Origin of the sequence: Streptomyces sp. NPDC088745 (assembly GCF_044751045.1) — a bacterium.
GTDB classification, from domain to species: Bacteria; Actinomycetota; Actinomycetes; order Streptomycetales; family Streptomycetaceae; genus Streptomyces; species Streptomyces cremeus.
This window is the reverse complement of record NZ_JBIVLB010000001.1, coordinates 394,820-419,673: the sequence shown is the minus strand read 5'-3', so window position 1 is coordinate 419,673 and position 24,854 is coordinate 394,820. Positions and strand designations below refer to the sequence as shown.

The 24,854-nt window shown below is 73.6% G+C and carries 23 protein-coding genes and 1 pseudogene; 9 read left to right on the top strand and 15 right to left on the bottom strand.

What is annotated here, in order from left to right:
* Positions 1 to 2: 2 nt before the first annotated feature.
* The 3 genes from ACIP93_RS01820 to ACIP93_RS01810 are packed head-to-tail and all read right to left on the bottom strand — an operon-like array spanning position 3 to position 3,389.
* Entirely contained in the window at positions 3 to 1,484 is a 1,482-nt protein-coding gene (locus tag ACIP93_RS01820) for a PTS transporter subunit EIIC (protein WP_401754575.1), read from the bottom strand.
* Between the two features lie 37 nt (positions 1,485 to 1,521).
* Positions 1,522 to 2,463 (bottom strand): N-acetylmuramic acid 6-phosphate etherase, encoded by a 942-nt coding sequence (gene murQ / locus ACIP93_RS01815; protein WP_401754572.1) that lies wholly within the window; start codon positions 2,461 to 2,463, stop codon positions 1,522 to 1,524.
* Positions 2,460 to 3,389: a MurR/RpiR family transcriptional regulator gene (locus ACIP93_RS01810; protein ID WP_401755624.1), complete on the bottom strand. Its 930-nt coding sequence runs from the start codon at positions 3,387 to 3,389 to the stop codon at positions 2,460 to 2,462. The genes murQ and ACIP93_RS01810 overlap by 4 nt, the downstream gene beginning before the upstream one ends.
* Positions 3,390 to 3,524: 135 nt before the next feature.
* Here ACIP93_RS01810 and ACIP93_RS01805 point away from each other — a divergent pair, with 135 nt between their 5' ends.
* Positions 3,525 to 3,878 (top strand): hypothetical protein, encoded by a 354-nt coding sequence (locus tag ACIP93_RS01805; RefSeq protein WP_345221587.1) that lies wholly within the window; start codon positions 3,525 to 3,527, stop codon positions 3,876 to 3,878.
* A complete protein-coding gene (locus tag ACIP93_RS01800; protein ID WP_401754569.1) occupies positions 3,875 to 4,147 on the top strand; it encodes a DUF4031 domain-containing protein in 273 nt (90 codons plus the stop codon). Before ACIP93_RS01805 ends, ACIP93_RS01800 begins: the two co-directional genes overlap by 4 nt.
* Positions 4,148 to 4,151: 4 nt before the next feature.
* On the opposite strand, the gene ACIP93_RS01795 is transcribed toward ACIP93_RS01800, so the two are convergent.
* The 4 genes and pseudogenes from ACIP93_RS01795 to ACIP93_RS01780 form a co-directional block, all read right to left on the bottom strand.
* Complete coding sequence (locus tag ACIP93_RS01795) at positions 4,152 to 4,721, bottom strand: hypothetical protein (protein WP_401754566.1); 570 nt, start codon at positions 4,719 to 4,721, stop codon at positions 4,152 to 4,154.
* A 104-nt stretch (positions 4,722 to 4,825) separates the two neighbouring features.
* A pseudogene (locus tag ACIP93_RS01790) lies at positions 4,826 to 5,116 on the bottom strand (transposase family protein); the annotation flags it as partial.
* Positions 5,117 to 5,634: 518 nt separating this feature from the next.
* Positions 5,635 to 6,423, bottom strand: coding sequence for a GntR family transcriptional regulator (locus tag ACIP93_RS01785; RefSeq protein WP_401754563.1), 789 nt, complete (start codon positions 6,421 to 6,423; stop codon positions 5,635 to 5,637).
* Positions 6,420 to 6,968, bottom strand: coding sequence for a UTRA domain-containing protein (locus tag ACIP93_RS01780; protein WP_345221612.1), 549 nt, complete (start codon positions 6,966 to 6,968; stop codon positions 6,420 to 6,422). The genes ACIP93_RS01785 and ACIP93_RS01780 overlap by 4 nt, the downstream gene beginning before the upstream one ends.
* A gap of 208 nt (positions 6,969 to 7,176) precedes the next feature.
* Here ACIP93_RS01780 and ACIP93_RS01775 point away from each other — a divergent pair, with 208 nt between their 5' ends.
* Together ACIP93_RS01775 and ACIP93_RS01770 are read left to right on the top strand one after the other, a co-directional pair.
* Positions 7,177 to 7,311 carry a hypothetical protein gene (locus tag ACIP93_RS01775; protein WP_401754560.1) on the top strand — a complete coding sequence of 45 codons (135 nt, stop codon included), beginning with the start codon at positions 7,177 to 7,179 and terminating at the stop codon, positions 7,309 to 7,311.
* Between the two features lie 469 nt (positions 7,312 to 7,780).
* Positions 7,781 to 8,962, top strand: a complete 1,182-nt coding sequence (locus ACIP93_RS01770) for a methyltransferase domain-containing protein (protein ID WP_401754557.1) — start codon at positions 7,781 to 7,783, stop codon at positions 8,960 to 8,962.
* Positions 8,963 to 8,987: 25 nt separating this feature from the next.
* Here the strand turns inward: ACIP93_RS01770 and ACIP93_RS01765 are convergent, their stop codons facing one another.
* Entirely contained in the window at positions 8,988 to 10,229 is a 1,242-nt protein-coding gene (locus tag ACIP93_RS01765; RefSeq protein WP_401755621.1) for a Cmx/CmrA family chloramphenicol efflux MFS transporter, read from the bottom strand.
* A 216-nt stretch (positions 10,230 to 10,445) separates the two neighbouring features.
* Between ACIP93_RS01765 and ACIP93_RS01760 the strand changes: the two genes are divergently transcribed.
* A complete protein-coding gene (locus ACIP93_RS01760) occupies positions 10,446 to 10,679 on the top strand; it encodes a hypothetical protein (RefSeq protein WP_401754554.1) in 234 nt (77 codons plus the stop codon).
* A 42-nt stretch (positions 10,680 to 10,721) separates the two neighbouring features.
* Positions 10,722 to 11,225: an NUDIX domain-containing protein gene (locus ACIP93_RS01755; protein ID WP_345221622.1), complete on the top strand. Its 504-nt coding sequence runs from the start codon at positions 10,722 to 10,724 to the stop codon at positions 11,223 to 11,225.
* Positions 11,226 to 11,253: 28 nt separating this feature from the next.
* On the opposite strand, the gene ACIP93_RS01750 is transcribed toward ACIP93_RS01755, so the two are convergent.
* From ACIP93_RS01750 to ACIP93_RS01730, 5 genes are all read right to left on the bottom strand, one after another.
* Positions 11,254 to 12,066: a MerR family transcriptional regulator gene (locus tag ACIP93_RS01750; RefSeq protein ID WP_401754551.1), complete on the bottom strand. Its 813-nt coding sequence runs from the start codon at positions 12,064 to 12,066 to the stop codon at positions 11,254 to 11,256.
* A 53-nt stretch (positions 12,067 to 12,119) separates the two neighbouring features.
* Positions 12,120 to 13,016 (bottom strand): DUF2268 domain-containing protein, encoded by an 897-nt coding sequence (locus ACIP93_RS01745; protein ID WP_401754548.1) that lies wholly within the window; start codon positions 13,014 to 13,016, stop codon positions 12,120 to 12,122.
* Between the two features lie 64 nt (positions 13,017 to 13,080).
* Positions 13,081 to 13,728, bottom strand: coding sequence for a hypothetical protein (locus tag ACIP93_RS01740; RefSeq protein ID WP_401754545.1), 648 nt, complete (start codon positions 13,726 to 13,728; stop codon positions 13,081 to 13,083).
* A 22-nt stretch (positions 13,729 to 13,750) separates the two neighbouring features.
* Positions 13,751 to 14,671 carry a LysR family transcriptional regulator gene (locus tag ACIP93_RS01735; RefSeq protein WP_401754542.1) on the bottom strand — a complete coding sequence of 307 codons (921 nt, stop codon included), beginning with the start codon at positions 14,669 to 14,671 and terminating at the stop codon, positions 13,751 to 13,753.
* Between the two features lie 112 nt (positions 14,672 to 14,783).
* Positions 14,784 to 17,063, bottom strand: a complete 2,280-nt coding sequence (locus ACIP93_RS01730) for a heavy metal translocating P-type ATPase (protein WP_401754539.1) — start codon at positions 17,061 to 17,063, stop codon at positions 14,784 to 14,786.
* 272 nt (positions 17,064 to 17,335) lie between these two features.
* Between ACIP93_RS01730 and ACIP93_RS01725 the strand changes: the two genes are divergently transcribed.
* A complete protein-coding gene (locus ACIP93_RS01725) occupies positions 17,336 to 18,034 on the top strand; it encodes a copper homeostasis protein CutC (RefSeq protein ID WP_401754536.1) in 699 nt (232 codons plus the stop codon).
* A gap of 480 nt (positions 18,035 to 18,514) precedes the next feature.
* Here ACIP93_RS01725 and ACIP93_RS01720 read toward each other — a convergent pair whose 3' ends face one another.
* Positions 18,515 to 20,617 carry a HelD family protein gene (locus ACIP93_RS01720; RefSeq protein WP_401754533.1) on the bottom strand — a complete coding sequence of 701 codons (2,103 nt, stop codon included), beginning with the start codon at positions 20,615 to 20,617 and terminating at the stop codon, positions 18,515 to 18,517.
* Positions 20,618 to 21,024: 407 nt separating this feature from the next.
* Here ACIP93_RS01720 and ACIP93_RS01715 point away from each other — a divergent pair, with 407 nt between their 5' ends.
* A complete protein-coding gene (locus tag ACIP93_RS01715; RefSeq protein ID WP_345221637.1) occupies positions 21,025 to 21,318 on the top strand; it encodes a hypothetical protein in 294 nt (97 codons plus the stop codon).
* 462 nt (positions 21,319 to 21,780) lie between these two features.
* On the top strand, positions 21,781 to 23,001 hold the full coding sequence (locus ACIP93_RS01710) for a glycosyltransferase 87 family protein (RefSeq protein WP_401755618.1): 1,221 nt from the start codon (positions 21,781 to 21,783) through the stop codon (positions 22,999 to 23,001).
* A gap of 154 nt (positions 23,002 to 23,155) precedes the next feature.
* Here the strand turns inward: ACIP93_RS01710 and ACIP93_RS01705 are convergent, their stop codons facing one another.
* On the bottom strand, positions 23,156 to 24,799 hold the full coding sequence (locus ACIP93_RS01705; protein WP_345221640.1) for a DNA repair helicase XPB: 1,644 nt from the start codon (positions 24,797 to 24,799) through the stop codon (positions 23,156 to 23,158).
* Positions 24,800 to 24,854 lie beyond the last annotated feature (55 nt).

Sequence of the window (24,854 nt, the reverse complement as noted above, 5' to 3'; positions counted from 1 at the left end):
CGTCAGACGGCGACCGGGTCCCCGGGCTGCTCGGGGTCGGCGGCCTGACCGGCCGCCGGGGCGTTCAGTTCCGCCAGCATCGTCCTGGTGAAGCCGAAGGAGTAGGTCGCCAGGAACCCGACGGCGTAACCGACCAGCAGGCCGCCGGCGTAGATCGCGGCCGTCGTGCCGAGGCCCCGGCTGCCCTGGAGGAGGGGGAAGAGCGCCCAGCCGGACGGGCCGATGGCCGTCGAGCCCACCTTGTCGCCCAGCATCGAGAAGAGCCCCACGAAGGCCCCGCCCGCCGCGCCGCCCGCGCAGGCGGTGACGAAGGGGCGGCCCAGGGGGAGGGAGACGCCGTAGATGAGCGGCTCGCCCACGCCCAGGACTCCGGCGGGCAGCGCGGACTTGATGGTGTCGCGCAGGGAGTGGTTGTTCTTCAGGCGCAGGAAGACCGCCGCCGCGCAGCCGACCTGGCCCGCGCCCGCCATCGCCAGGATGGGCAGGAGGACCGTGAAGCCCTGCTGCTCGATGAGGGTGGTGTGGATGGGGATCAGCGCCTGGTGCAGGCCGAGCATGACCAGGGGGAGGAAGAACCCGCCGAGGACCAGGCCCGCGAAGGCGCCGGTGTGGTCGAGCAGCCAGTTGGCGCCCGTACCGATGGCCGTGGAGACCTCGCCCGCGACGAACATCAGCCCGAAGATCGTGACCAGGCCGGAGAGGAGGACGGTGAGGGTGGGGGTGACCAGGACGTCCAGGGACTCCGGGACCCACCTGCGGCACCACTTCTCGACGTGGACCGCGAGGACCGCCGCGCCCAGCGCGCCGAGCACGCCGCCCTGACCGGGCGAGAGGGTCTGGCCGAACGCGTCGATCTTCGCGACGCCGGGGAAGACGATGATCGCCGCGACCGCACCGCCCAGGATGGGCGTGCCGCCGAACTCCTTCGCCGTGTTGAAGCCGACGAACACCGCGATCAGCGCCATGAAGCCGGACGCGATGGAGGCGAGGGCGGGGGTGACGGCCGGGAGCCATCCCAGGTTGACGAGCAGTCCGTTGAGGCCGGCGATGATGCCGCAGCCGATGAGGGCGGGGATCAGCGGGACGAAGATGTTGGCGATGCGGCGCAGGAAGAGCTTGAACGGGGTTGCGTTCCTCGCCTTCTGCGCGGCGCGCAGCGCGGCGCCCTCGGCGGCCAGTTGCTCGGCGGTCGGGGCGCCGGCGGAGGCGGACCTGTCCTCCTCGACGAGGGCCTCGAACTCGGGGGCGACCCGGGCGACCGTGCCCGGCCCGAGCACGATCTGGTACGTGTCGTCCTCGACCACGCCCATGACCGCGGGCACCGCCTTCAGGGCGTCGTCCTGGACGAGCGAGCGGTCGCGCAGGCCCAGCCGGAGCCGGGTCATGCAGTGGGCGACCGAGGTGACGTTGTCCGCGCCGCCGACGAGCGGAAGGATCGCGGCGGCGGTGGCGCGGTTCTTGTTCTCAGGGGTGCCGGTGCTCATGGTGCGGGGTGCCTTGCTGTGCGGGGGGCAGGGGAGTTCAGACGGTGTCGCGGGCCGACTTGAGGGCCGCGCGGAGGTGTCCGTGCTCTTCCTTGAGCAGGGTCCGGGCGGTGGGGCCGTCCACCTCTCCGAGGACGATGAGGATCGCGTTCTTCACCTCTCCGTCGGCGGCGGTGAGGGCGGCCTCGATCTCGGCGTCGTCCGCGCCGGTGGCCAGCGCGACGATGCGCCGCGAGCGGGCCCGCAGCTTCTCGTTGGAGGCGCGGACGTCGACCATCAGGTTCCCGTACGTCTTGCCGAGCCGGATCATGACCAGCGTCGAGATCATGTTCAGTACGAGCTTCTGGGCCGTGCCCGCCTTCAACCGGGTGGAGCCGGTCAGGAGTTCGGGCCCGACGACGACCTCGATGCCGTGCTCGGCGGCCGCCGCCAGCGGGCTGTCCGCGTTGCAGGACAGGCCGACGGTGAGCGCTCCGCAGCGGCTGCGGGCGTGCTCGACGGCGCCGACGGCGTACGGGGTGCGGCCGGAGGCGGAGATCCCGACGACGGTGTCGTCCCCCGTCAGCTCCAGCGCGTCGAGGTCCGCGGCGGCCAGCTCCCTGCTGTCCTCCGCCCCCTCCACGGCCTTCACCAGGGCGGAGGGGCCGCCCGCGATCAGGCCGACGACCTCGCCGGGGCCGGTGTTGAAGGTGGGCGGGCACTCGGAGGCGTCGAGCACCCCGAGGCGTCCGGCCGTGCCCGCGCCGGCGTAGACCAGCCGGCCGCCCCTGGCCATCCGTTCGGCGATGGCGTCGATGGCGGCGGCGATCCGGGGGAGCTCGGCGGCGACGGCCGCCGGAACGGTCGCGTCCTCGCTGTTCATGAGCGCGGCCAGCTCGGGCGTGGAGAGCTGGTCGATCTCGGCGAGCTCGGGGCGGAAGGCCTCGGTGGTGAGGATGTCGAGCTGGGCACGCAGGTCGCTGTACGGGGTGGCGTTCATGGGGTGGGGGTTCCTTGTCGCGCGGTGCGGGGGTGGTGGCGGTGGGCGAGTGCTTCGTACGAGGCGGAGAGCGCGGGGCCCGCCGTGTCGTACGTGCGCTGGGCGACGCCGACGAACAGGCAGTCCACGACCAGGAGCTGACTGGTCCGGCTCGACATGGCGGCGGGGCGCAGTTCGCTCTCGCGGGCGGTGGAAGTGGTCAGGACGTGGTCGGCGTACTGGGCGACGGGCCCGCCGGGGCGGCCGGTGACCGCGATCGTCGTCGCCCCGTGCTCGAAGGCGACGCGGAGCGGCTCGATGGTGTCGCCGGTGGACCCGGAGTGGGTGATGGCGATGGCGACGTCACCGGCGCGGAGCAGGACGGCGTTGGTGACGGCGAGATGCGCGTCGCTGTGGGCGTGGGCGAACAGCCCGATCCGCTGGAGCTTCTGGGCGAGGTCCATGCCGACGAGGGCGGACGCGCCGACGCCGTAGATCTCGACGCGCCGGGCGGCGGCCAGCGCGCCGACGGCGGCGCCGAGCTGGACGGTGTCCAGGCCCGCCGCCGTGTCGGCGAGGGTCTGCTGCTCGTCCTGCGCGAGCTTCGCCACGACGTCCGCGATCGGGTCGTCGACGGCGATGTCGGCGGTGACGGCGGGCGCGCGCCCCGACTGCTGGTGCGCGGCGAGTCCGGCGAGGGCCAGGCGCAGGTCCCGGTAGCCGGGGTAGCCGAGCAGCCGCGAGGTGCGTACGACGGTGGCCTCGCTGGTCCCGGTGAGCTCGGCCAGCCCGGTCACGGTGAGGGCGGCGCACCCGGCGGGGTCCCCGGCGACGGCCTCGGCGACGCGCTGCATGGAGCGGGTCATGGAGGGCGCGAGGGTCCGCACCTTCGCGGCGAGGGCCGCGGGGGCGGGGGGCGCTTCCGCGGCCGAAGCCGCCGCGGGCACCGCGTCCGGCGTACTGGAACTTTCCTTCACTGTGTCGCTCACGCCTGAAAGATATTTTCAACCGAAGGGGTGAGTCAACGGTGCGGAGGTCACACTCGCCCGGGAACTTCGGCCCCGCCGCGCGACAATGGACCCATGACCCCCCTGGAACAGTCCCTGCACACCGCCCGCGCCCAGGTCATGGCCGACCTGACCGCCCGCGACGTCGCCGACCCCGGCATCGTGTCGATCGTCGAGGACGCCGTGGTGCACCGGCGCTGGTGGGTGGAGCAGTGGCCCGACGGGGCCGAGTACGTCACGGGCCTGATCGCCCAGGACGTGCAGGACGCGCTGCTGGAGAAGTACGGCCGCTGGCCGCTGTGCCCGGTCTGCCACGAGGGCGACCCGCACGCCCTGGAGGTGGAACCGGAGCTGGGTCCCGACCCGCACTGGGTCTGCACCAAGGCGGTCGTCGCCGTCGCCCCCGTCGGGAAGCTGCCCCCGGCATGACGGTCTACATAGACCCGCCGACCTGGCCCGGCCACGGCCGCCTCTGGTCGCACCTGGTCAGCGACGTGTCGTACGAGGAGCTGCACGCCTTCGCGGCGTCCATCGGCTGCCCGCCGCGCGCCTTCGAGCGCGACCACTACGACGTTCCGGAGGCGCGGTACGCGGACGCCGTCGCGGCCGGCGCCGTGGAGGTCGGCAGCAAGGAAATCGTCCGCCGCCTCACGGCGGCCGGCCTGCGACGGCGCAAGCACGGCTACGGGGCCGCGTAGCGGGTCACCTCGCGGTGCCGTGCCGCGCCGTCCTGTCCCGCGTCCTGTCCGCTCGCTTCGGCAGGTCGTGCCGGATGCGCGCGGCCTTCCCCCGTACGACATCGGCGGGCAGCCCGCGCCGGTCCCGCACATGGGGCTCGCTGCGGCAGGGGCGGCACAGCCCGCCGGGGAGCGCGGCGGGCGCACCGGGGACCCCGCACTCGGCGCACTCCATCACCAGCACGCCCTGCCGGGGTGCGGGCAGCGGCGGCGGCAGCTCCCTCAGCAGCTTGGCCTGCACGAACCGGAACGGGCTGTGCACCACCTTCGGCACGATCAGCCCGAGCGCGTTCATCAGCCGGTCCTCCGAAGCACCGCGCCTGAACCACTCGGCGGCGTACGGGGCGAGCTCCTCGCAGGCGTGGTCGGAGAGCGTCAACTGCGGTACGCGGTGCGAGAGCCGGGCGAGGGCGACGTACGCCCGCCGCTCCGGATCGCCGGACCGTTCGGGCTCGCTCTCGGTGCTCTCGCCCCGCACCAACGACTGCCACCAGGCGTCGGGCCGGGCGGTCCGCGAGAAGTACGTGCGCTGCACCCACCGCACGGTGTTGTCCTGCCCGTGCAGGGCTTCGCGGAATCGCCGCAGGTGACCGGCGGTGGTGAGCTTGCGCAGGGCGGACGCGACGGCGCACTGCCCGTACGCGGGGAGCTCGCGGGGAGCTTGGGGCCAAGGTGGTCGATGATCCGGTCGGCCGCCGACTTGGAAACGCCGAAAAGCGGGGCCAGCTGTCGCAGCGTCAAGTTCGTGCGCCAGTACGCCACGACGAGTAACACCCGGCCCTCAAGTGGCAGGGTCCACGGCCATCCTCGCCGCGGCTCGTCCGGGACCTCGCGGCGTACCACGGTCACCAACTTGCCGAAGCAGTACGGGCTCAGCCCAGTGAACGGGACTATCCAGGACGGTTCCGACGCCGTGATCACACCAGCCACAACAAGATCATCTCATCGTAACCAGCGTGACCGCGCGCGTATCGAGCCAGACTTGGTGGATGGAGACGAACGCCCCATGGTCACTGGCAGATGCCTGGGACTGGATGGAAGAATGCGCGCGATCCGACGACGCCGGAGTGCGAGGAACCGACTCGTGGGTTCCCCCTGTCGCAGAGGAATTAGTGCTGGCCGCCAGGGCGAGCGCGTTGAGTCAGTGGTATCCGTTCACCAGCCACAACTATCTTCGGTTCGAGGACAGCCCGGCGTTCGGAATGCCTGGCGCACAAGACGTGAACGAGCTGGCCGGGTCCATCTCCTTCGACACGGGCGGGACGGAGGGCCGCCCCACCTTCCGTGTCTGGAGCGGCCTCCTGCTCCGGGAGCCCGACCCCATACTCGTACTCGCCACTCCGGACGCTGTCGAGGCCGTAGGCGCACTGGTAGGGCTATTACCGGCTCACGGTATAGAGAGCCGACCGTAACGGCATCTCCTCGCACAGCGATTTTCGGGACATTCCTTACTCCGGCGTGAATTCGTACTGCAACTCGTAGAGGTGCCCGGCCTTGACCATCACCGTGGCCTCGATGGGGCGTTCCGCGTTGCTGAGGACTACGCGCAGGGTGCGCAGGACCGGGAGGTTACCGGGCAGCAGCAGTGCGGCGGTCTGTTCCTGAGTGGGGACGCGGGCCGATACGCGGTCGACGCTGCGGCGGGGCGGGAAGCCCAGTTCGGCGAGCAGGGCCGGGGTGCCGCCCCGGATCTTGCGGCGCTCGGTGAGAGGAGTGCTCCGCGCGATGTCGGCGGGGTAGTACGAGGCCACCAGTTCCACCGGTTCGCCGTCCAGGGTGAGGATCTGGCGGCGCAGGATCGCGGTGCGGCCCTCCCCGAGCCCGAGGCGGGCCGCGACGTCGGTCGGCGGGACGGTCTCGGTCACGTCGAGCAGGGTGCTGTGCGGGTGGGTCCCGAGCTTCGAGGTCTCGGTGAGCCAGCGGTACGGCTCGCCGGAGGGGGCCGGGGCCATGTAGGAGGCGGGACGCATGGTCCGCTGCCGGTGCTCGCGTACGGTGACCGCCGAACCCGCCCGGCCCACGGCCAGCCCCTCCTCCTTGAGGAGTTGCAGCGCCTTCTGCACGGTCGCGCTGGAAGCGTCGAACCGTTCCTTCAGCTTGACGGTGGAGGGTAGCTTGCCGCCGGGCGGCAGGTCGCCGCTCATGATCTCGTCGCGCAGATCGGCGGCGATCCGTTCGTGGAGGGGGCGTCGGTCAGAAGAGGAGGCGGCGGTGGGGTCGTTGCGGGGCACGGTCATCCGATCCTGATCTCGTAACGCAGACGCTGGCTGTGGGCGGGCATCAGCATCACGTCGGCCTGGATGGGACGGTCGTCGGCGTCCAGGGTGACACGGGTGAGCCGCAGTACGGGTTCGCCTTCGCCCATGTGCAGCGCTTCCCGTTCGGCCGCGTCCGGCATGCGTGCCGTGACTTCCTCGCGTACGCGTACGCCGACGTGCCCCAGTTCGGCCAGCAGCGTCACCGCGCCACCCCGGATCTTGGCCGTACCGGCGAGTGGAGTGCCCAGGGCGATGGCTGAGGGGTAGTAGGTGTCCGTCAACTCCGACGGAATGCCGTCGAGTTGCATGATCCGGCGGCGCGCGACGAGGGGAGTCCCCGCCGTCACGCCGAACAGGGCCGCCACATCCTCCGAGGCCGGTACCTCGCCGGCCCGGACGACGGTCTGTGTCCCCCTGCGCCCGGCGGCGGCGGTCTCGGCGGTCCACGCGTCGGACTGCCCCGTCGCGCGCGGCGCGAGGTAGGGGGTCGATGTGCTGCTGGCCCATTCGTCGCTGCTGCTCATGGCGTCCTCCCGTGCGGCCTGCGCGTCCTCTTGCGGCTCCCAGCTTCGCACCGGGCGCATCTCACCCTAAGTGGCACCTCTCGCCAAATCTTTCCACTATTCGCGAATAGCAGTAAGGTGCGGCAGTCGTGAGATCCGATGACGGGTGGTTGCCATGCAGCAGGCGACGAGTTCACCAGTACACCTCGGGCTTCCGGTGGAGGCCCCGGTGCCCGTCGAAGGACGCGGGGTGTGTGCCGCGCTCGTGCGGCAGAGGGAGCAGGCCCGGGAGGAGTTCGACTACTCGGCGGTCACGGATGCCGATGTCGAGCTGCGCAACCATCCGCACGGGCGGCGGAGTTGAATCCGGACCTGGCTCCCGGCACCAAGCCCGCCTCCGGGACCGGTCCCCGAACAGTGTCGGCCGCGACACACCCGCTGATGACGATGCGGGTGTCGCGGGACGGTGGGCGGAGCTGGTCCACGACCCAGGTGGTCCGGAGCGGCGGCCGGCTCGCGCCCATGACGAGCGGGGTGTGGCCGCTGTGCAGGTGTGCGCGGTGCCGGAGGCGGGGCGGCGTCTCCGCCGAGTGAGGGCTCTGGGAGGGAGGACCGGACGGCATGCGTCCGGTAACCGCCCTCGCCGCAACAGATCGTTCGAGGCACGTCGAATGCGAAGCCGAAGGAGATCACCATGGGTTGGGGAGCCGGCAAGGGCGGCAGCGGTGGCGACGGGAAGCACGCGGGGCCCAAGGACCCCGGGACCGGCAAGCCGTCCTCGGACACGGCGAAACCGGCACCCGAGCCGAAGCACAAGGGGAAGCAGGCGTGCGGTGGTGACGGTGACGGAGGGGAGCGAGCGGGCCGCCATGCGTGGACTGCTGCGCTCGATGAGCGAAGGCCTCGGGGCTTCACCCGCCCCGGCCTGGGAGAACGCGTACTGGGCCGTTCCCCGGCACCGCTTCCTCCCGGACCGGATCTGGGTGGGGGACGCGTGGGGGCAGTGCTCCCGGGAGACCGACCCGGAGACCTGGCTGCGGCACGCGTACGCGGACACTCCGGTGATCACGCAGGTGAACGACGGCCAGGTGGCGGACCCCGAGGACCGCTGGCCGTCGTGCTCGGCCTCCGCGCCCTCGATCGTCTTCCGCATGCTCCACCTCCTGGACGTGTCTCCGGGACAGCGGGTCCTGGAGATCGGCACGGGCACCGGGTGGAACGCCGGGCTCCTGGCACACCGCCTCGGCCCCGAGCGCGTGACCACACTCGAAGTGGACCAGGCCCTCGCCGACCGGGCGGTACGCGACCTCGCGGCTGTCGGACTGAGACCTCATGCCGTCTGCGTTGACGGGGAGTCGGGGTACGAGGCCGACGGCCCGTACGACCGGGTGATCGCCACTTGTTCAGTGCGCTCAGTGCCCCCGGCGTGGATCGCCCAGACGAAGCCGGGCGGGGTGATCCTGCTTCCATGGGAATCGCCGTGGCTCTGTTACGGGCTGCTGCGGTTGACAGTCGACGGGTACGGAGCGGCCTCGGGCCCCTTCTTCCCGTACTCGGCGTTCATGCTGATGCGCGGACAACGCAGGGACCTGCGGATTTTCCGGGACGTGGTGCGGGACGACCACGTGCCCGCCGAGTCCCGCTCCGGGCTCGCCCCCTGGACGGTGGCAGGGGACGACTGGGCTGCCCGGTTCGCGATCGGCCTTCAGCTACGGCGGGTGTGGCGGGCCTGGCACGAGGACCCCGATGTCGCGGGAGTCGCCCGCCGTCTGTGGGTGGCGACCACGGACGCCGCGTCATGGGCGGCCGTGGACTGGGACGGGCGGAACGACGAGCGCTTCACCGTGTGGCAGCACGGGTCACGGCCCCTGTGGGATCTGGTGGAAGCCGCTCACGCCTGGTGGCGTGGCGCGGGCAGTCCCGGGCCGGAACGGTTCGGGCTCACCGTCACCGCCGACGGATCGCACCGGGTGTGGCTGGACGCCCCGGGCCGCCCGGTGCCACGGCTCGACTGAGCGAGTGGCCCGCGCCGCCCGCCCGCTACTTCGGGCGAGGGGCGGAGGCCGCCCTCGGGGAGGAGACCGGGGCGGGCGAGCTCGCCGGGGCGCCCGACGCCACCAGCCTCGACGCGGCCCGGTCCGTCCGCTGCCACCGCAGGGACAGGAGGACGAGGCCCACCGCGACGACCGTCATCGCGCCGCCCGCCCAGGCGGTGGCCGCGAAGCCCCAGCCCGCGTCGATGACCGTGCCGCCCAGGGCCGGGCCGCCCGTGTTGCCGATGTTGAAGGCGGCGGTGGTGGTCGCGCCCGCGAGGGTGGGGGCCGCGCCCGCCACGTTGAACATCCGCGCGTTCAGCGCCGGGGCCGTGAAGAAGGCCGAGAAGCCGAGGGCGAAGGAGAGGGCGACGGCGACCGCCGCCGTCGAGCCGAACAGGGCCAGGGCCGCGAGCAGCACGGTGGAGGTGCTGATGCCCCCGATCAGGACGCCGAAGGGGCGCGCGTCGGCGACCATGCCGCCCACCGTCGTACCGACGAGCGCGCCGACGCCGAAGAGGCCAAGCACCCACGGGACCCACTTCGAGTCCAGGCCCGCGACATCCGTGAGCAGCGGCGAGAGGTAGCTGAAGGCGCAGAAGACACCGCCGGCGGCCAGCGCCGTGATGAGCACCGAGACCAGCACCTGGCGGTCGCGGTAGATGCTCAGCTCCCGCTTGAGCTGCGGCTTCTCGGCGGGGAGCGGGATGCGGGGGATGAGGGTCACCACGCCGGCCAGCGCGACCGCCGAGGCCGCGCCCACCGCCCAGAACGCCGAGCGCCAGCCCAGGTGCTCGCCGAGGAAGGCGCCCGCCGGGACGCCCAGCACGTTCGCGATGCTCAGGCCGCCGATCATGACCGCCATCGCGCGGGCCCGCGAGCCGACGTCCACCATGGCGATCGCCACCGCCGCGCCGACCGCCCAGAACCCGGCGCAGGCGAAGGCGCTCACGACGCGGGACGCGAAGAGCAGCTCGTACGTGGGGGCGAGCGCGCCCGCCACCTGCCCGAGGCCGAAGACGGTGATCAGCGCGATGAGGGTGGTGCGGCGGGGGAGGCGCAGGGTCGCCACGGCCAGCAGCGGGGCGCCGATCACCATGCCGATCGCGAACGCGGAGATCAGCAGGCCCGCCTGCGGAATGGACACGTCCAGGTCCTCGGCCATCGGGGGCAGCAGCCCCGAGAGCATGAACTCGCTCGTGCCCAGCGCGAAGACGGCGAGGCCCAGCATGTAGACCGCGAGCGGCATCCGGGCGCGGGCGCGGGGCGCGGGGGCGGGAGGGGGAGCGGGTATGTCGGCAGGGGCGTCCGGTTGACGCGACTGATCAGAGGGGGGCATGACACCGTTCAACAAGTCGTCGAACTCGGCCATTCCCGGACCGGTGCGTCACCTCAACGGTCCCCTTCGGGGGGCTTTCAACTCGCCTGACGCATAAGCACCATACGGCCGGTAGAGATATAGATCATGACGACGAAGGAGCTCGGCATCCGAGCCGCTGAAGAAACGATCCGCACGCTGCGTGAGGCCCTGGTCGCCGCCGGTCTCACTCTGCCGTCGCTGGCCCTGGACTCCGCCTCCTGCGCCCGGGACGTGCCCACCCCGCTGATCGACCTGGGCCGGTGCGACGTGGAGACCGCACGCCGCCTCGCGGAGGCCGTCGCGGCGGCCCGCCCGGCCGCCGAGCACCGCTCCCGGTAGGCGGCAGGCGGAAGGCGGCAGGCGGGACCGTAGGGTGGCCGGATGGCTGATCGGGGTGGGGAGACACGGCGGACGTCCGCCCGGGTGCTGGTGGTCGACGAGGGCGGGCGGGTGCTGCTGCTCGGCTTCCGCGCGGGCGGGGCGGTCGGGTGGTGCACCCCCGGCGGCGGCGTCGAGGAGGGCGAGAGCCTCGTGCGCGCGGCGGCGCGGGAGCTGCGGGAGGAGACCGGGCTGGAGGTGCCCGAGTCGGCGCTCGGGGAGGCGGTCGCGGAGACCTCCGGGTACGCCGATGTGGGCTGGGCGGAGGGGGTCTTCCGGGATGTCTTCTTCCACTGCCGGGTGGCGTCGTACGAGGTCGACGTGAGCGGTCTCGTGGGTCTGGAGCGGGACTCCCACGCGGGTCACCGCTGGTGGCCGGTGGGGGAGTTGGAGGAGTTCGTCGCGGGTGGCGGAACGGTGTACCCGCACGGGATCGCGTCCCTGGTGCGGGAGCTGACGGCCGGGCGGGTGCCGGAGCGGCCCGTGCGGCTGCCCTGGCACCACTGAGCGCGGGGCGCCGGCCGGCGGGCCCCGCTCACGTGGGCCAGGCGGCCGTCTCCGGGTCGGTTCCCCGCGCCGCCGCGTTCGCGCAGACGATGTCGCGCAGCCACGCCGTGAGGCCGGGCGCCAGTGCCTCGAAGGAGTCCGCGTAGCCCGGCTCGGTGACGTACATGCGGGAGATGCAGACCTGCATGGCGTGCGTGCAGTCGAAGTACGTGGAGAGGAGCGCCCGTTGCCGTTCGGCGAGGGCGTTGGCCTCGGGGGAGCCGGGGGCGGTGCCCGCGCGCAGGGCGGCGGCCAGGTCCTGGTGGAGGATGTGGGTGGCGGCGGCGACCTCCTCCCACTCCGCGCGGCTCAGCCGGGAGGCGCGCTCCTGGTACTGCGCCCACTGGGGGCTGTCGCCGTACCGCTCCTCGGCGCCCTCGATCCACTCGGGCTGCCAGTCGGCGCCGAAGATCTCCACCTGTTCCTCGGGGGTGAGCCGCATGCCGCCGGGCCCGGAGGCGGCCAGCATGCGGTCCACGGCGACGATCATCCGCTCCAGCCGGGCCACCCGCTCGGTGAGTTGGGCGCGCTGGCGGCGCAGATGGGTACGGGCGTCGGCGCCGGGGTCGTCGAGGATGCGGCCGATCTCGGCGAGCGGGAGGCCCAGTTCGCGGTAGACCAGTACGCGGTGGAGGCGGGCGACGTCCTCGGCCCCGTACACCCGGTATCCGGCCCGGGTCCGCGAACGGGGGCGCACCAGCCCGATGCCGTCCCAGTGGTGGAGCGTCTTGACGCTGACGCCGACGAGGGCGGCGGCGCGGCCGACGGTGAGGTCTTCCCCGGGGGCGTGCTGCGGTTCCATGGGGTTCAGTGTGGCTCAGGGGTTACGTCTGCGGCTCGCGGCGGGGGCGTGGCTCAGGCCGTGGTCGGCACCCCCGCGTTGCTCAGCACCTCGCGGGCGGGCAGCGCGACGCTCCGGGCGGCGGTGAGGCCGGTGGCCGCGAGGTGCGCGTCCACGATGCGCAGGCCGGTGGCGTAACCGGCCATGTCGGGGATGCCGAGCGGGACGGCGTCCGGGTTCAGGAGGGCGGCGGTGGCGTCGCCGTGGACGTACGCGGTGAGGTTCTGCATCCCGGCGACGCCGATCCCGGCCGTCACCTTCTCGTACGCGTCGTCCAGCGCGGCCCCGGTGAGGGCGGTGGCCCAGTGCCCCATGGCCTCGGGCCCGGCCAGCTCCCGTACGAACGCCTCGGCCAGCCCCTCCGCGACGACCTGCTCCCCGACGGTCACGGTCGCCGGGTCCCACACCACGTTGGCGTACCGGACGTTGTGGTGCAGCTCGTGCGCGGCGGCGTGGCCGATCCTGGCGAGGGCCTCGGGGGTGGGCCACATGACGAGGTGGACGGCGCCGGGGATGCCGCCGAAGCCGAAGTAGCCCTTGCTGCGGGTGACGAGGTGCTGGTCGTCGGGGTCGCCGAGGACGAGGACGACGTGCACGGTGTCGGGGGTACGGACGCCGGGCGCGGTGCGGAGGAGGTCCCGGGCCGCGTGGAGGGCGTCCTCGACCCGCTCCCACACCCGGGCCTCCCGCATCCGCTCGACGGCTTCCGGCAGCCGGGGGTCGTCGCCGTCGAGCGGGAAGCCGACGCCCTGCTCATGGGTGGCGACGAGGTCGGCGTGACCGCCGAAGGCCGCGGCGAGGGTGGGGTGCAGCGGTGCGTAGATCTCGCGCAGGGCGGCGCGGCGGTCGGCGGGAGGGAGCTGGAGGAGGCGGAGGTGGGCGGCGGCGGAGTCGTGCACGACGATCTTCATGCGGGTGAAGGTAGGGCCTCCTGTCGGGTCAGGGTCCAGCCGCTGCCGCTGCCGCTTGCGTTGCTCACGGGCTCAGGAGGGCGAGCTCGGTGCTGAGGTTGTGGCGGGCGGCGTCCTCCCAGTGCCTGGCGCCGTAGGGCGTGCGGAACAGCCGGGGCAGGGCCAGGAGCTGGGTGAGGACGGCGGCGCGCCCGGTGCGGAAATCGGGGTCGGGCACGAAGCCGTACTCGGTCCGCACGGCGGCGGCGTAGGCGGCGTAGTCCTCGGGGGAGGCGGCGAGGACGGCGAGGTCGGCGTCGCACAGGGCCTCGCCGTTGGTGTCGTCGGGCTCCGGGTCGTGCGTGACCGTCAGCCGCACCAGCCGGGCGACCTCGGCGGTTTCCTTCTCCCCGATGCCGAGCTCGGGCAGGGCGCGCTCCGCGAGGCGGGCGGAGCGGTCCTCGTTGGTGTCGCGCTCCGGGTGGTAGACGGCGTCGTGGAACCAGGCGGCGAGGCGGACGAGGTGGAGGTCGGCGGGGTGGTCGGCGAGGGTGTCGAGGTGGCCGAGGACGGCGGCGAGGTGGGCGGGGGTGTGGTACGCGCGGTGCGGCTCGGCCCAGCGGCCGAGCAGGTTGCGGGCGTAGGGCTCGGGGTCGACGGGGGCCGCGCCCGGGACGAGGGCGGCGACGGTCGCGGCCCACCGCTGGAGGAGTTCGGGGTACGGGGTGGTCATGGGCCCAGTCTGCCGTGCCCGGTCAGGGGTGCGGGGAACCCCCGGGGGCGTGCGCCCGGGTGACGTGCTGGGCGGCGCGGGCCCAGGCCCGTACCAGCGGGCGGATGTCGTCCCGGCGCCACGCCAGCGCGTACCGGGACGGGGTGACCCCCCGCACCGGGACCGCCACCACGTCGCCCCGCAGCAGCGCCTTCGCGCTGCCGGACGCGACCAGCACCACCCCCCGCCCCGCCGCCACCGCCTCGTACGTCTCGTCGGGACCGCTCACCACCGCCCCCACCCGTGCCGGCAGCCCGCCCCGCGCGTCCGTCGCCAGCCAGTAGTCCCGCAGCGGCCCCGCCGCGTCGGGCAGTGCGAGGAAGGGCTCGTCGAGCAGGTCGGCGAAGTCGGCCCAGGGGCGGCCGGCCAGCCGGTGCCCCGCCGGCAGCACGACCAGCCGGGGCTCCTCCGCCAGCACCAGGTGTGCGTACCGCGACGGCTCGGGCAGCGGCAGCCACACGAACGCGACGTCGCTGCCGCCGTCGGCGAGCCCGGCCGTGGGGTCGCCCCACCCGGCCTCCCGCAGTACGGGCGTCGCCTCCGGGTGGGCCTCGGTGAAGTGGGAGCGGATCGCGGGCAGCAGACCCTCGTGCCCCGGGCCCGCGCTCAGGCCGACGGTGAGCACCCCGGCCGTCGCCGTGCGCAGCGCGGAGAGCGCGACCGTGCCCAACTCCCAGGTGGAGCAGGTCATCCGGGCGTGCGGCAGAAGCGCCTCGCCGGCCTCCGTGAGCCGTACCTCGTGCGGGTCGCGGACGAACAGCGCGGCTCCCAGGGCCTGTTCGAGCTGTCGCAACTGCCGGCTCAGGGCCGGCGGGGACACGCAGAGCGACGCCGCGGCCCGGGAGAGGTCCCGCTCGGTCGCCACCGCGAGGAAGTAGCGGAGGTCCCTGGTGTGCACGTCCATAGCTGATGGGTATCACCGAAGGCCGAGGACGGGTACCGGCGGGGCCGCGGAAAACGGCAGGAGCCCGGGACCCACCGGCCCCGGGCTCCCCCCGCATCCCGCAACCCGCCCCTCACGCAGCGCCCTTGAACCCCCGCAGCCGCAGGCTGTTCCCCACCACGAACACCGACGAGAACGCCATCGCCGCCCCCGCGATCATCGGGTTCAGCAGGCCCGCCGCCGCCAGCGGCAGCGCGCCCACGTTGTAGGCGAACGCCCAGAAGAGGTTGGACTTGATGGTTCCCAGGGTCCGCCGGGCCAGCCGGATCGCGTCCACCGCGGCCAGCAGGTCTCCCCGTACGAGCGTCAGGTCGCCCGCCTCGATCGCGGCGTCGGTGCCGGTCCCCATCGCCAGCCCCAGGTCCGCCCGGGCGAGCGCGGCCGCGTCGTTCACGCCGTCGCCGACCATCGCCACCGAACGGCCCTCCTGCTGGAGGGACGTGACGACGCCGACCTTGTCCTCCGGCATGACCTCCGCGATGACCCGCTCGATGCCGACCTCCGCCGCGACGGCCTCCGCCACCGCCCTGTTGTCGCCGGTGAGCAGGATCGGGGTGAGTCCGAGGGCGCGCAGCCGGCGGACGGCCTCCGCGCTGGTGTCCTTGACGGCGTCGGCGACGGTGAGGACGGCACGGGCCTCGCCGTCCCAGGCGACCGCGACGGCGGTGCGCCCCGCGGCCTCCGCCGCCGCCTTCGCCCGCTCCAGCTCCGCGGGCAGGGACATCGCCCACTCGCCCAGCAGCTTCGTGCGGCCGACGAGGACCGCGTGCCCGTCCACGACGCCCTGGACGCCGAGTCCGGGTACGTTCGCGAAGTCCTCCGGGGTGGGCAGCGTCCCCGTCTTCGCGGCCGCGCCCGCGGCCACCGCCTGCGCGATCGGGTGCTCGGACGCCTTCTCCAGCGCGCCCGCCAGCCGCAGGACCTCGGCCTCCTCGACCCCCTGGGCGGTGTGCACCGACAGCAGCGTCATCCGGCCCGTCGTGACCGTGCCCGTCTTGTCGAGGACGATCGTGTCGACCTTGCGGGTGCTCTCCAGGACCTCCGGCCCCTTGATCAGGATGCCGAGCTGCGCGCCCCGCCCGGTGCCCACCATGAGCGCGGTCGGCGTGGCCAGCCCCAGGGCGCACGGGCAGGCGATGATCAGTACGGCGACGGCCGCGGTGAAGGAGGCCGTCAGGCCCGCGCCGCTGCCCAGCCAGAACCCCAGCGTGCCGAGCGCCAGCGCGATCACGACCGGCACGAACACGGCGGAGATCCGGTCCGCGAGCCGCTGCGCGGCGGCCTTGCCGTTCTGGGCGTCCTCGACCAGCTTGGCCATCCGGGCGAGCTGGGTGTCGGCGCCGACCCGCGTCGCCTCCACGACGAGCCGGCCGCCGGCGTTGAGGGTGGCTCCGGTGACGCCGTCCCCGACGCCCACCTCCACCGGCACGGACTCGCCGGTCAGCATCGACGCGTCGACGGCGGACGAGCCCTCGACCACCCTGCCGTCGGTGGCGATCTTCTCGCCGGGCCGTACGAGGAAGCGGTCCCCGGCCCTCAGCTCCGCGATCGGCACGACGGCCTCGCCGCCGTCCCCCCGGATCACGGTGACGTCCTTGGCCCCGAGCTGCATCAGCGCCTTGAGCGCCGCCCCCGCCTTCCGCTTGGACCGCGCCTCGAAGTAGCGCCCGGCCAGGATGAACGCGGTGACCCCGGCCGCCGCCTCCAGGTAGATGTTCCCGGCGCCGTCGCTGCGGGCGATGGTGAACTCGAAGGGGTGCGTCATGCCGGGCATCCCCGCCGTGCCGAAGAACAGCGCCCACAGGGACCACAGGAAGGCGGCCGACGTGCCGACCGAGATGAGTGTGTCCATCGTCGCCGCGCCGTGCCGGGCGTTGGTCCACGCCGCCCGGTGGAAGGGCCAGGCGGCGTACGTGACGACGGGCGCGGCCAGCGTCAGCGACAGCCACTGCCAGTACTCGAACTGGAGCGCGGGGACCATGGCCATCGCGATGACCGGTACGGCCAGGACGGTCGCGGTGACGAGCCGCTGCCGCAGCGACACGAGGGCCGGATCGTCGGGCGCCCCGGACTCGGGCGGGTCCTCCTCCCTTACGGGGGGAGCGGGCTCCTCGGCGGTGTACCCGGTCTTCTCGACGGTGGCGATGAGGTCGGCGACGGCGGTGCTGTCCCCGTCGTAGACGATGCGGGCCTTCTCGGTGGCGTAGTTGACGGTGGCCTCGACGCCGTCCATCCGGTTGAGCTTCTTCTCGATGCGGGCGGCGCAGGAGGCGCAGGTCATGCCCCCGATGGCGAGCTCGACGTGGGCGGGGGCCGCCGGGGCGGAGGTGGCGGCGGGGGTCTGGACGGTCATGGACTGCTCCCTGTGGCGCGAGGCGGGGGTTGCTCCAAGGACGGGCTCATTTACCCCTGGGGGGTATGCGTTGCCTCCATGTATACCCCCCACCCCCATGCGATGCAAGGTCCACTCGCTTACCCCCCGGGGGTATGAGGCGACGGGTGCTCTTTCCGCCAGATGCCGATCGCGCGTCGCACGAGGGTGGTGCGCGGTTCCGTTGCGGGCCCTAGTCTGGATATTGGACTAGACCTGTATCCGTGTCGGCGATGGCGAAGGAACCGAACCCCATGAGTGAGCGCGCAGTCCTGGAGGTGATCGCCCTCGACGCCGAGGACGCGGTCGCGGCCCAGTCCGGAGGAGCCGACCGGCTCGAACTGGTGACGGACATGGCCGCCGACGGGCTGACGCCCCCGGCCGAGACCTTCGCGGCGATCCGGGCGGCCGTGGACATTCCGCTGCGCGTGATGCTGCGGGCCGCGGACGGTTTCGCCGCGGGTTCGCCGCAGGACGTGGAGTCGCTGGTCAAGGACGCGCGGGCGCTGCGGGCCGAGGGCGCGGAGGAGTTCGTACTGGGCTTCCTCGACCCGGCCGGGAACCCCGACCTCGTCACGGTCGAGCGGCTCGTCGCGGAACTGGAGGGCTGCCGCTGGACCTTCCACCGGGCGATCGACCGGGCGGCGGACCGGGACGCGGCCCGCAAGCAGCTCGCGGACCTGCCGGGGCTGGACACGTACCTGACGGCGGGCTCGGCGGAGGGCGTCGACGCGGGCCTGCCGACCCTGCTGGCGGAGGCGGACCGGGCCGGTTCGCCCGGCTACGCGCCGGAGATCCTGGTCGGCGGCGGCCTGCGCCTGGACCACCTGCCGGTGCTGCGCTCGGCCGGGATCAACGCGTTCCACATCGGGGGGGCGGCGAGGCCGCGGGGGTGGACGGGGGCGGTGTGCGCGGACGCGGTGGGGGAGTGGCGGGCGGTCCTCGACGCCTGACGCGTCACGCTGACGGCTGGGCGGGGGTCCCCGGGGCCGGTGCGTGCGCGCCCCGTCACGACGCTCCTGCACATTTCCCACCGGGCGGTGCGCCCCGCCAGGGGCGCGGGGAACTGCGCGACCAGCCACGACGCACCCGCAGTGAACCCTGGACAGCCGCGCGGCGAGCGCTTTAGGGAAAGGGGCGGGTCCGGGGCCTCTCCTGCCCGAGCCGGGCGGGGCTGACGCGTCCGGCACAGGTGCTGGGCTCTCGGCCCTTGCGGAGGAGCTTGTCCGGCGCAGGCGCTCGGGCAGGGGCGGCACCCGGGCGGGCCGGGAGCGGGAGGGGCCGCCCCCTTGCCCGCCCGTCCCGCCCCCTTGGGGCGGCCCCGTCGCCCAAGGGGCCGGGGGTGGAGCCCGGGAGGCGGCCCCGTCGCCCAAGGGAGCGGGGGCGAAGGGCGGCTGCGACGCCCAAGGGGACAGGGGCGCCGGGATGGCGGGTCAGGGGTGGAGGGCCTTCGGCAAGGGCCCCGCATGCCGTACCGCCAGCCCCGACACCGCCCGCGTCAACGCCACATACAGCCTCCGCAGCCCCGTCCTCTCATCCGGCTCCCCGGAGACGATCGCCGCCGGCTCGTCCAGCACCACGTAGTCGTACTCCAGCCCCTTCGCCAGCGACACCGGCACCAGCGTCAGCCGCCTCGCGGCCGTGGTCTCCTCGCCGGGCGCCAGCGGCAGGTGCCCCGCCGCCGCCAGCACCCCCGCCAGCACCGGAATCCGCGCGTCCGCCGCGATCACCCCGACCGAGCCCTCGTTCCGCAGCGCCTCCCCGCACGCCTCGACGACCGCCGCGTCGAGCGCGTCCGCCGCGACCCGCCGCACCGACATCGCCCCCGGCGACTCCCGTACGGACGAGACCGGGGTCAGCCCCGGCGACATCCACGGCAGCAGCCGCGAGGCGTACGCGATGACGTCCCGCGGCACCCGGAAGCCCGCCGTCAGCTCCTCCACCACCGCGTCCGGCTTCCCCAGGTGCCCGAGCGCCTCCGCCCAGCTCTCCGTCGCCCAGGGCGTGGTGCCCTGCGCCAGGTCCCCGAGCACGGTCGCCGAACCCGTGCTGCACCGCCGCCCCACCGCCCGGTACTGCATCGGCGACAGGTCCTGCGCCTCGTCCAGCACCACGTGCCCCAGCGAGTGCGTGCGCGCCACCAGGTCCCGCGCCTCGTCGATGAGCACCGCGTCCGCCGCCGACCACTTCACCGACCGCACGGACCGCGCGGGCTTCGTCCACCGCACCGCGGCCTGCTCCTCCTCGCTGAGCACCCCCCGCGCGTGCTCCGCCAGGAACTCCGCGTCCGAGAGCAGCCGCAGCACCAGCTTCGCCGGGTCGACCGGCGGCCAGATCGCCTTCACGGCCGCCTTCACCGCCGCGTTGCGGGCCACCGCGTCCTGCACCCGGTCGTCGGGGGCCTCCCCGGCCTGCTCCATCCGTACCAGCACCTGGTGCGCGATGCGCTGCGGCAGGGCCTCACGAGCGGCCCCGTACCGGATGTCGCGGTTGAGCAACTCCCGTACGATCTCCTCCAGTTCGTACACCGGAACCCGCCACCGGCGCGAGCCGCGCACCACGACCAGTCCCTCGTCGGGCGGCGTCACGTGCGAGCGCAGCGCGCGCCGCAGCACCTCCGCCATCCGGGCATCGCCCTTGAGGACCGAGGCGGCCGACGTTTCGTCGGTGCCCCTGATCTCGATCCCGGCGCCCTCCCCGCTGGTCACCAGGTCGTCCACCGTCGCCTGCCGCACCTCCAACTCGCCGAGCGCGGGCAGCACCTGCTCGATGTAGTGGAGGAAGGAGCGGTTCGGCCCGACGACGAGCGTCCCCGTCCGGGCGAGGCGCTCGCGGTGCGCGTACAGCAGGTAGGCGACGCGGTGCAGGCCCACCGCCGTCTTCCCGGTCCCCGGTCCTCCCTGCACGCACACCGAACCGGCCAGCCCGGACCGGACGATCTCGTCCTGCTCCGGCTGGATCGTCGCGACGATGTCCCGCATCGGGCCCACGCGCGGGCGTTCGATCTCCGCCTGGAGGAGCTTGCTGGTCAGCGGGTCGTCGGCGGCGGAGGGGTCGGAGAGGTGCTCGTCCTCGTACGCGGTCAGCTCGCCGGAGGTGTAACCGAACCGGCGGCGCAGGCCGACGTCCTGCGGGTCCTTCTTCGACGCGCGGTAGAAGGGCTGCGAGACGGGGGCGCGCCAGTCGACGACCATGGGGTCGCCGTCGGCGTCGTGGACGTGGCGGCGGCCGATGTAGAAGCTCTCGCCGGGAGTCCCCTCGGCCTGCTCCGCGCCGACCGTGTGCAGGTAGTCGAGCCGGCCGAAGAACAGCGGGGTGTGGGAGAGGTCCGCGAGGGCCTTGACGCGGTCCTCGATCTGGGCGGTGAGGACGGCGGCGTTGACCCAGTTCGCGGTGACGTCCTTGATGTCGAGTCTCTCGACGTCCTCGCGCATGGCGCGCAGGGCGGCGCGGGACGCGGCGAGGTGGGCGCGTTCCCGGGCGAGCGGGTCGTCTGCGGGACCGTCGGTGACGGTAACGATGTCGTGCGCGGGCACGGTGGAGCCTCCGGCTGTACGCGGGCCGGGCGGCCGGGTTCCTTGCGGCGGCCGGGTCCCGGCGCGGGGCGCGGGGACCGGGGCGGCCGGGTGTGCGGCGCGGCTCGGCGGGGAAGTCACGTCTGGCTGCCGACCGGTTTCCGTCCGGGCGGCGCGGCGCACTCCACGGAAGGGAGGCGGGCAGACGCGCGATTCTAGCCGCGGGGGCGGGGCGGGGCGAATGACTTTCTGCGCGGCCGGGGGCGCGCCCGGCCGTTCCCGGGCCGGTGGCCCTGCGGGGCGGGACCCGTAGGCCCCAGGGCTGAGAGGCGGGGCCACCGGGGTCAGACCCAGGGTGGAGGGACGGGCGGGGGAGGTTCAACCCGGGGTTCGATGCGCGGGGGAGGGCGGGGAGCCACCATGGATGTATGAGTACAGCGACCTTCACCCCCGGTGCAGGTACGGGCAGGACGGACGCCCGTACGACGACGACCAAGGACCGCGCGCACACGGGTGCGACGGCGGTCACCGACAAGTCCCACCGCATGGCCCGCGCCCTCCGGGCCGTCCGCATCTTCGCGGGAGCGGCAGCAGGCGTGATCCTCCTCGGCGACTACGCCGACGACTGGAAGGAGGAGTCCCGCGCGGGCGGCGACTGGCGCCGCGAACGCGACGCCTGGGCCTCCGGCGAGCGCGCGATACCCGCCCAGCGCCCGCACTGACCCCCCGTTCCCGTCCGGCACCGGACGCGGCCCGGCCCCGCCCGGGACCCTGGGCCACGCCGCTCCTTCACCTCGCCCCGCGATGCGAGGCACGGTCCCCCGCGAGTGAGCGGGTGGCTGATCGCGCAGCTTCCCGCGTCCCTGACGTGGCACGGAAGCTGGCCGTGCACGAGGAGATCGCGCCCACGCGGCGGAGCCGCACAGGCAACACGGCCCCGCGTCCCTAACGGAGCACGGAAGCCGGCCGTGCCGTAGGGGGACGGTGCCGCGCCCCCGACAGGGCACGGGTGGCGGCCCCTTCGTGCCCGCCCCCCCGCGGACCCTCATAGGGTTGCCGTCGTGACGACAGACCGGACCGAGAACGCCCGCGCCGCCCTCACCCGTGCGTCCCGCGCCCCGCGCGAGCCGGGGAGGGAGGAGTCCCCAGCCCCGCGTTCCCGCCCGCTCCTCGCGGCCCGTGTGCTGCTCGTCCTCTCCGTGGCCGCGCTCACCGCCCTCTTCGTGGTGACCCGCATCCCGCTCGGCGACACCCTCGTCTACCGGGCCGAGGGGCAGGCCGTCGTCAATGGCACCAGCCTGTACGACTTCGTGACGACCGAGTGGAAGCTGCCCGCCACCTACCCGCCCTTCGCGGCCATCCTCTTCGTGCCGACCACCTGGCTGCCGGTCACGGCCATGAAGGTCTGCTTCTTCGTCGGGAACCTCGCCCTGCTGGCCGTGCTCGTGCGCCTGTCGTGGCGGTTCGCCGGGCTGCCGAAGCGGCCCGAGTGGATTCTCGCCGCCACCGCGTTCGCGATCTGGCTGGAGCCGGTCTTCCAGACCTTCGTGTACGGGCAGATCAACCTGGCGCTGGCCTGTCTGGTGCTGTGGGACCTGTCCCGCCCCAAGGGCGCGCCGGGCAAGGGCGTCGCGCTCGGCATCGCCGCCGGGATCAAGCTCACCCCGGCCATCTTCATCGTGTACCTGCTGGTCACCGGCCGGGTCCGGAACGGCCTCACCGCGCTGGCGTCCTTCGCCGGCACGGTCCTCTTCGGCATCCTCGTGCTGCCGTCGGCGAGCCTGGACTTCTGGACCCGGCGGATGTTCGAGACCAGCCGGGTCGGCAAGGTCTGGATCGTGGACAACCAGTCCCTCCAGGGCCTGCTGGCCCGCGCCATGAACTCGATGGAGCCGGGGCTGGTCTGGCTGGCCGGTGCCGCCGTCGTCGGGGTCGCCGGACTGTGGATCGCGCGCCGCGCGGTGCGGGCCGGGCAGGAGGAGTGGGGCATCGTCGCCGTCGCCCTCACCATGCTGCTGGTCTCGCCGATCAGCTGGTCCCACCACTGGGTGTGGTGCGTGCCGCTGCTGGCGCTGCTGCTGGCGGAGGGTCGGTACCGGCTCGCGGGCGTCCTGGCGGTGGTGTTCACCGCGCGCAGCTTCTGGGTCTTCCCCCACCAGGGGGACACGGACATCGCCTATGGCCTGTGGGCGCAGCCCGCGCTCTCCCCGTACCCCCTGCTGGGCCTGGTCCTGCTGGGCTGGCTGGCCCGCCGCCGCTGGCCCCGGCGGCGTACCGGCATCGTGCCCCGGGCGGAAGGGGCCCAGCAGACCGCGCCGGCCGAGCACCCCGCGCCGGCCCGCCGCGCCCCCGCCCCCCGGCGCCCGGACGCACCGGCCCCGGTCACGCCCGAGAGCGAGAAGTGACCACGGGCGACCCGGGCCTCTGAGCTCCGGCCGACGCGCCCCTCCCTGCGCCGCCCGCCGGGCCCCCGCACCGGCCGGAACACCCGCCGGGCTTCCGCACCGGCCGGAACACCCGCCGGGCCCCGCACCGGCGGGAACGCCCGTCGCGCGGCGGTTACTGGCCTGCCAGCAGGTCGTCCGCGTCGACGATCCGGTACGCGTACCCCTGCTCGGCCAGGAACCGCTGGCGGTGCGCCGCGAAGTCCTGGTCGATGGTGTCGCGCGCCACCACCGAGTAGAACCGCGCCTCGTGCCCGTCCGCCTTCGGCCGCAGCACCCGGCCCAGCCGCTGCGCCTCCTCCTGCCGCGACCCGAACGTGCCGGACACCTGGATCGCGACCGTCGCCTCCGGCAGGTCGATCGAGAAGTTCGCGACCTTCGACACGACCAGCACGCTCAGCTCGCCGGTGCGGAACGCGTCGAAGAGCTTCTCGCGCTGGGCGTTCGGCGTCTCGCCCTTGATGACCGGCGCCCCCAGGTGCTCGCCCAGCTCGTCCAACTGGTCGATGTACTGCCCGATGACCAGCGTCTGCTCGCCCCGGTGCTTGGCGACCAGTGCCTCCGTCACCTTCCGCTTGGTCGCGGTCGTCGCGCAGAAGCGGTACTTCTCCTCCGCCTCGGCGGTGGCGTACGCGAGCCGCTCGGAGTCCGTGAGGTTGACCCGTACCTCCACGCAGTCGGCGGGCGCGATGTACCCCTGCGCCTCGATCTCCTTCCACGGCGCGTCGAACCGCTTGGGGCCGATGAGGGAGAAGACGTCCGACTCGCGGCCGTCCTCGCGCACCAGCGTCGCCGTCAGGCCCAGCCGCCGCCGCGCCTGAAGGTCGGCGGTGAACTTGAAGACCGGGGCGGGCAGCAGATGCACCTCGTCGTAGATCACCAGCCCCCAGTCCCGCGAGTCGAACAGCTCCAGGTGCGGGTAGACGCCCTTCCGCCGGGTCGTCAGCACCTGGTACGTCGCGATGGTGACGGGGCGGATCTCCTTCTTCGTGCCGCTGTACTCGCCGATCTCGTCCTCGGTCAGCGAGGTCCGCTTCACCAGTTCGTGCTTCCACTGCCGCGCCGAGACCGTGTTCGTCACCAGGATCAGCGTGGTCGCCTTCGCCTCGGCCATCGCCCCGGCCCCGACCAGCGTCTTGCCCGCACCGCAGGGCAGCACGACGACACCGGACCCGCCGTGCCAGAACCCCTCCACGGCCTGCTTCTGGTACGGCCGCAGCGCCCAGCCGTCCTCGGCCAGCTCGATCGGGTGCGCCTCGCCGTCGACGTACCCGGCGAGGTCCTCGGCCGGCCAGCCCAGCTTCAGCAGCGTCTGCTTGATCTGGCCGCGCTCGGACGGATGCACGGCCACGGTGTCCGCGTCGATCCGCGCCCCGACCAGCGGCTGCACCTTCTTGGAGCGCAGGATCTCCTCCAGGACCGGCCGGTCGGTGGAGGTCAGCACCAGCCCGTGCACCGGGTGTTTGCTGAGGGTGAGCCGCCCGTACCTGGCCATCGTCTCGGCGACGTCCACCAGCAGCGCGTGCGGCACCGGGTACCGCGAGAACTCCACCAGCGCGTCGACGACCTGCTCGGCGTCGTGCCCGGCGGCCCGCGCGTTCCACAGGCCCAGCGGGGTCAGCCGGTAGGTGTGGATGTGCTCCGGCGCGCGCTCCAGCTCCGCGAACGGCGCGATGGCGCGACGGCAGGCGTCGGCCTGCTCGTGATCCACTTCCAGGAGAAGCGTCTTGTCGCTCTGAACGATGAGGGGACCATTCAACGCCGTGAGTCCTTCCGCGCGCGGTCAAACCTCCAGTGTGCCTCACGCGGGCCCC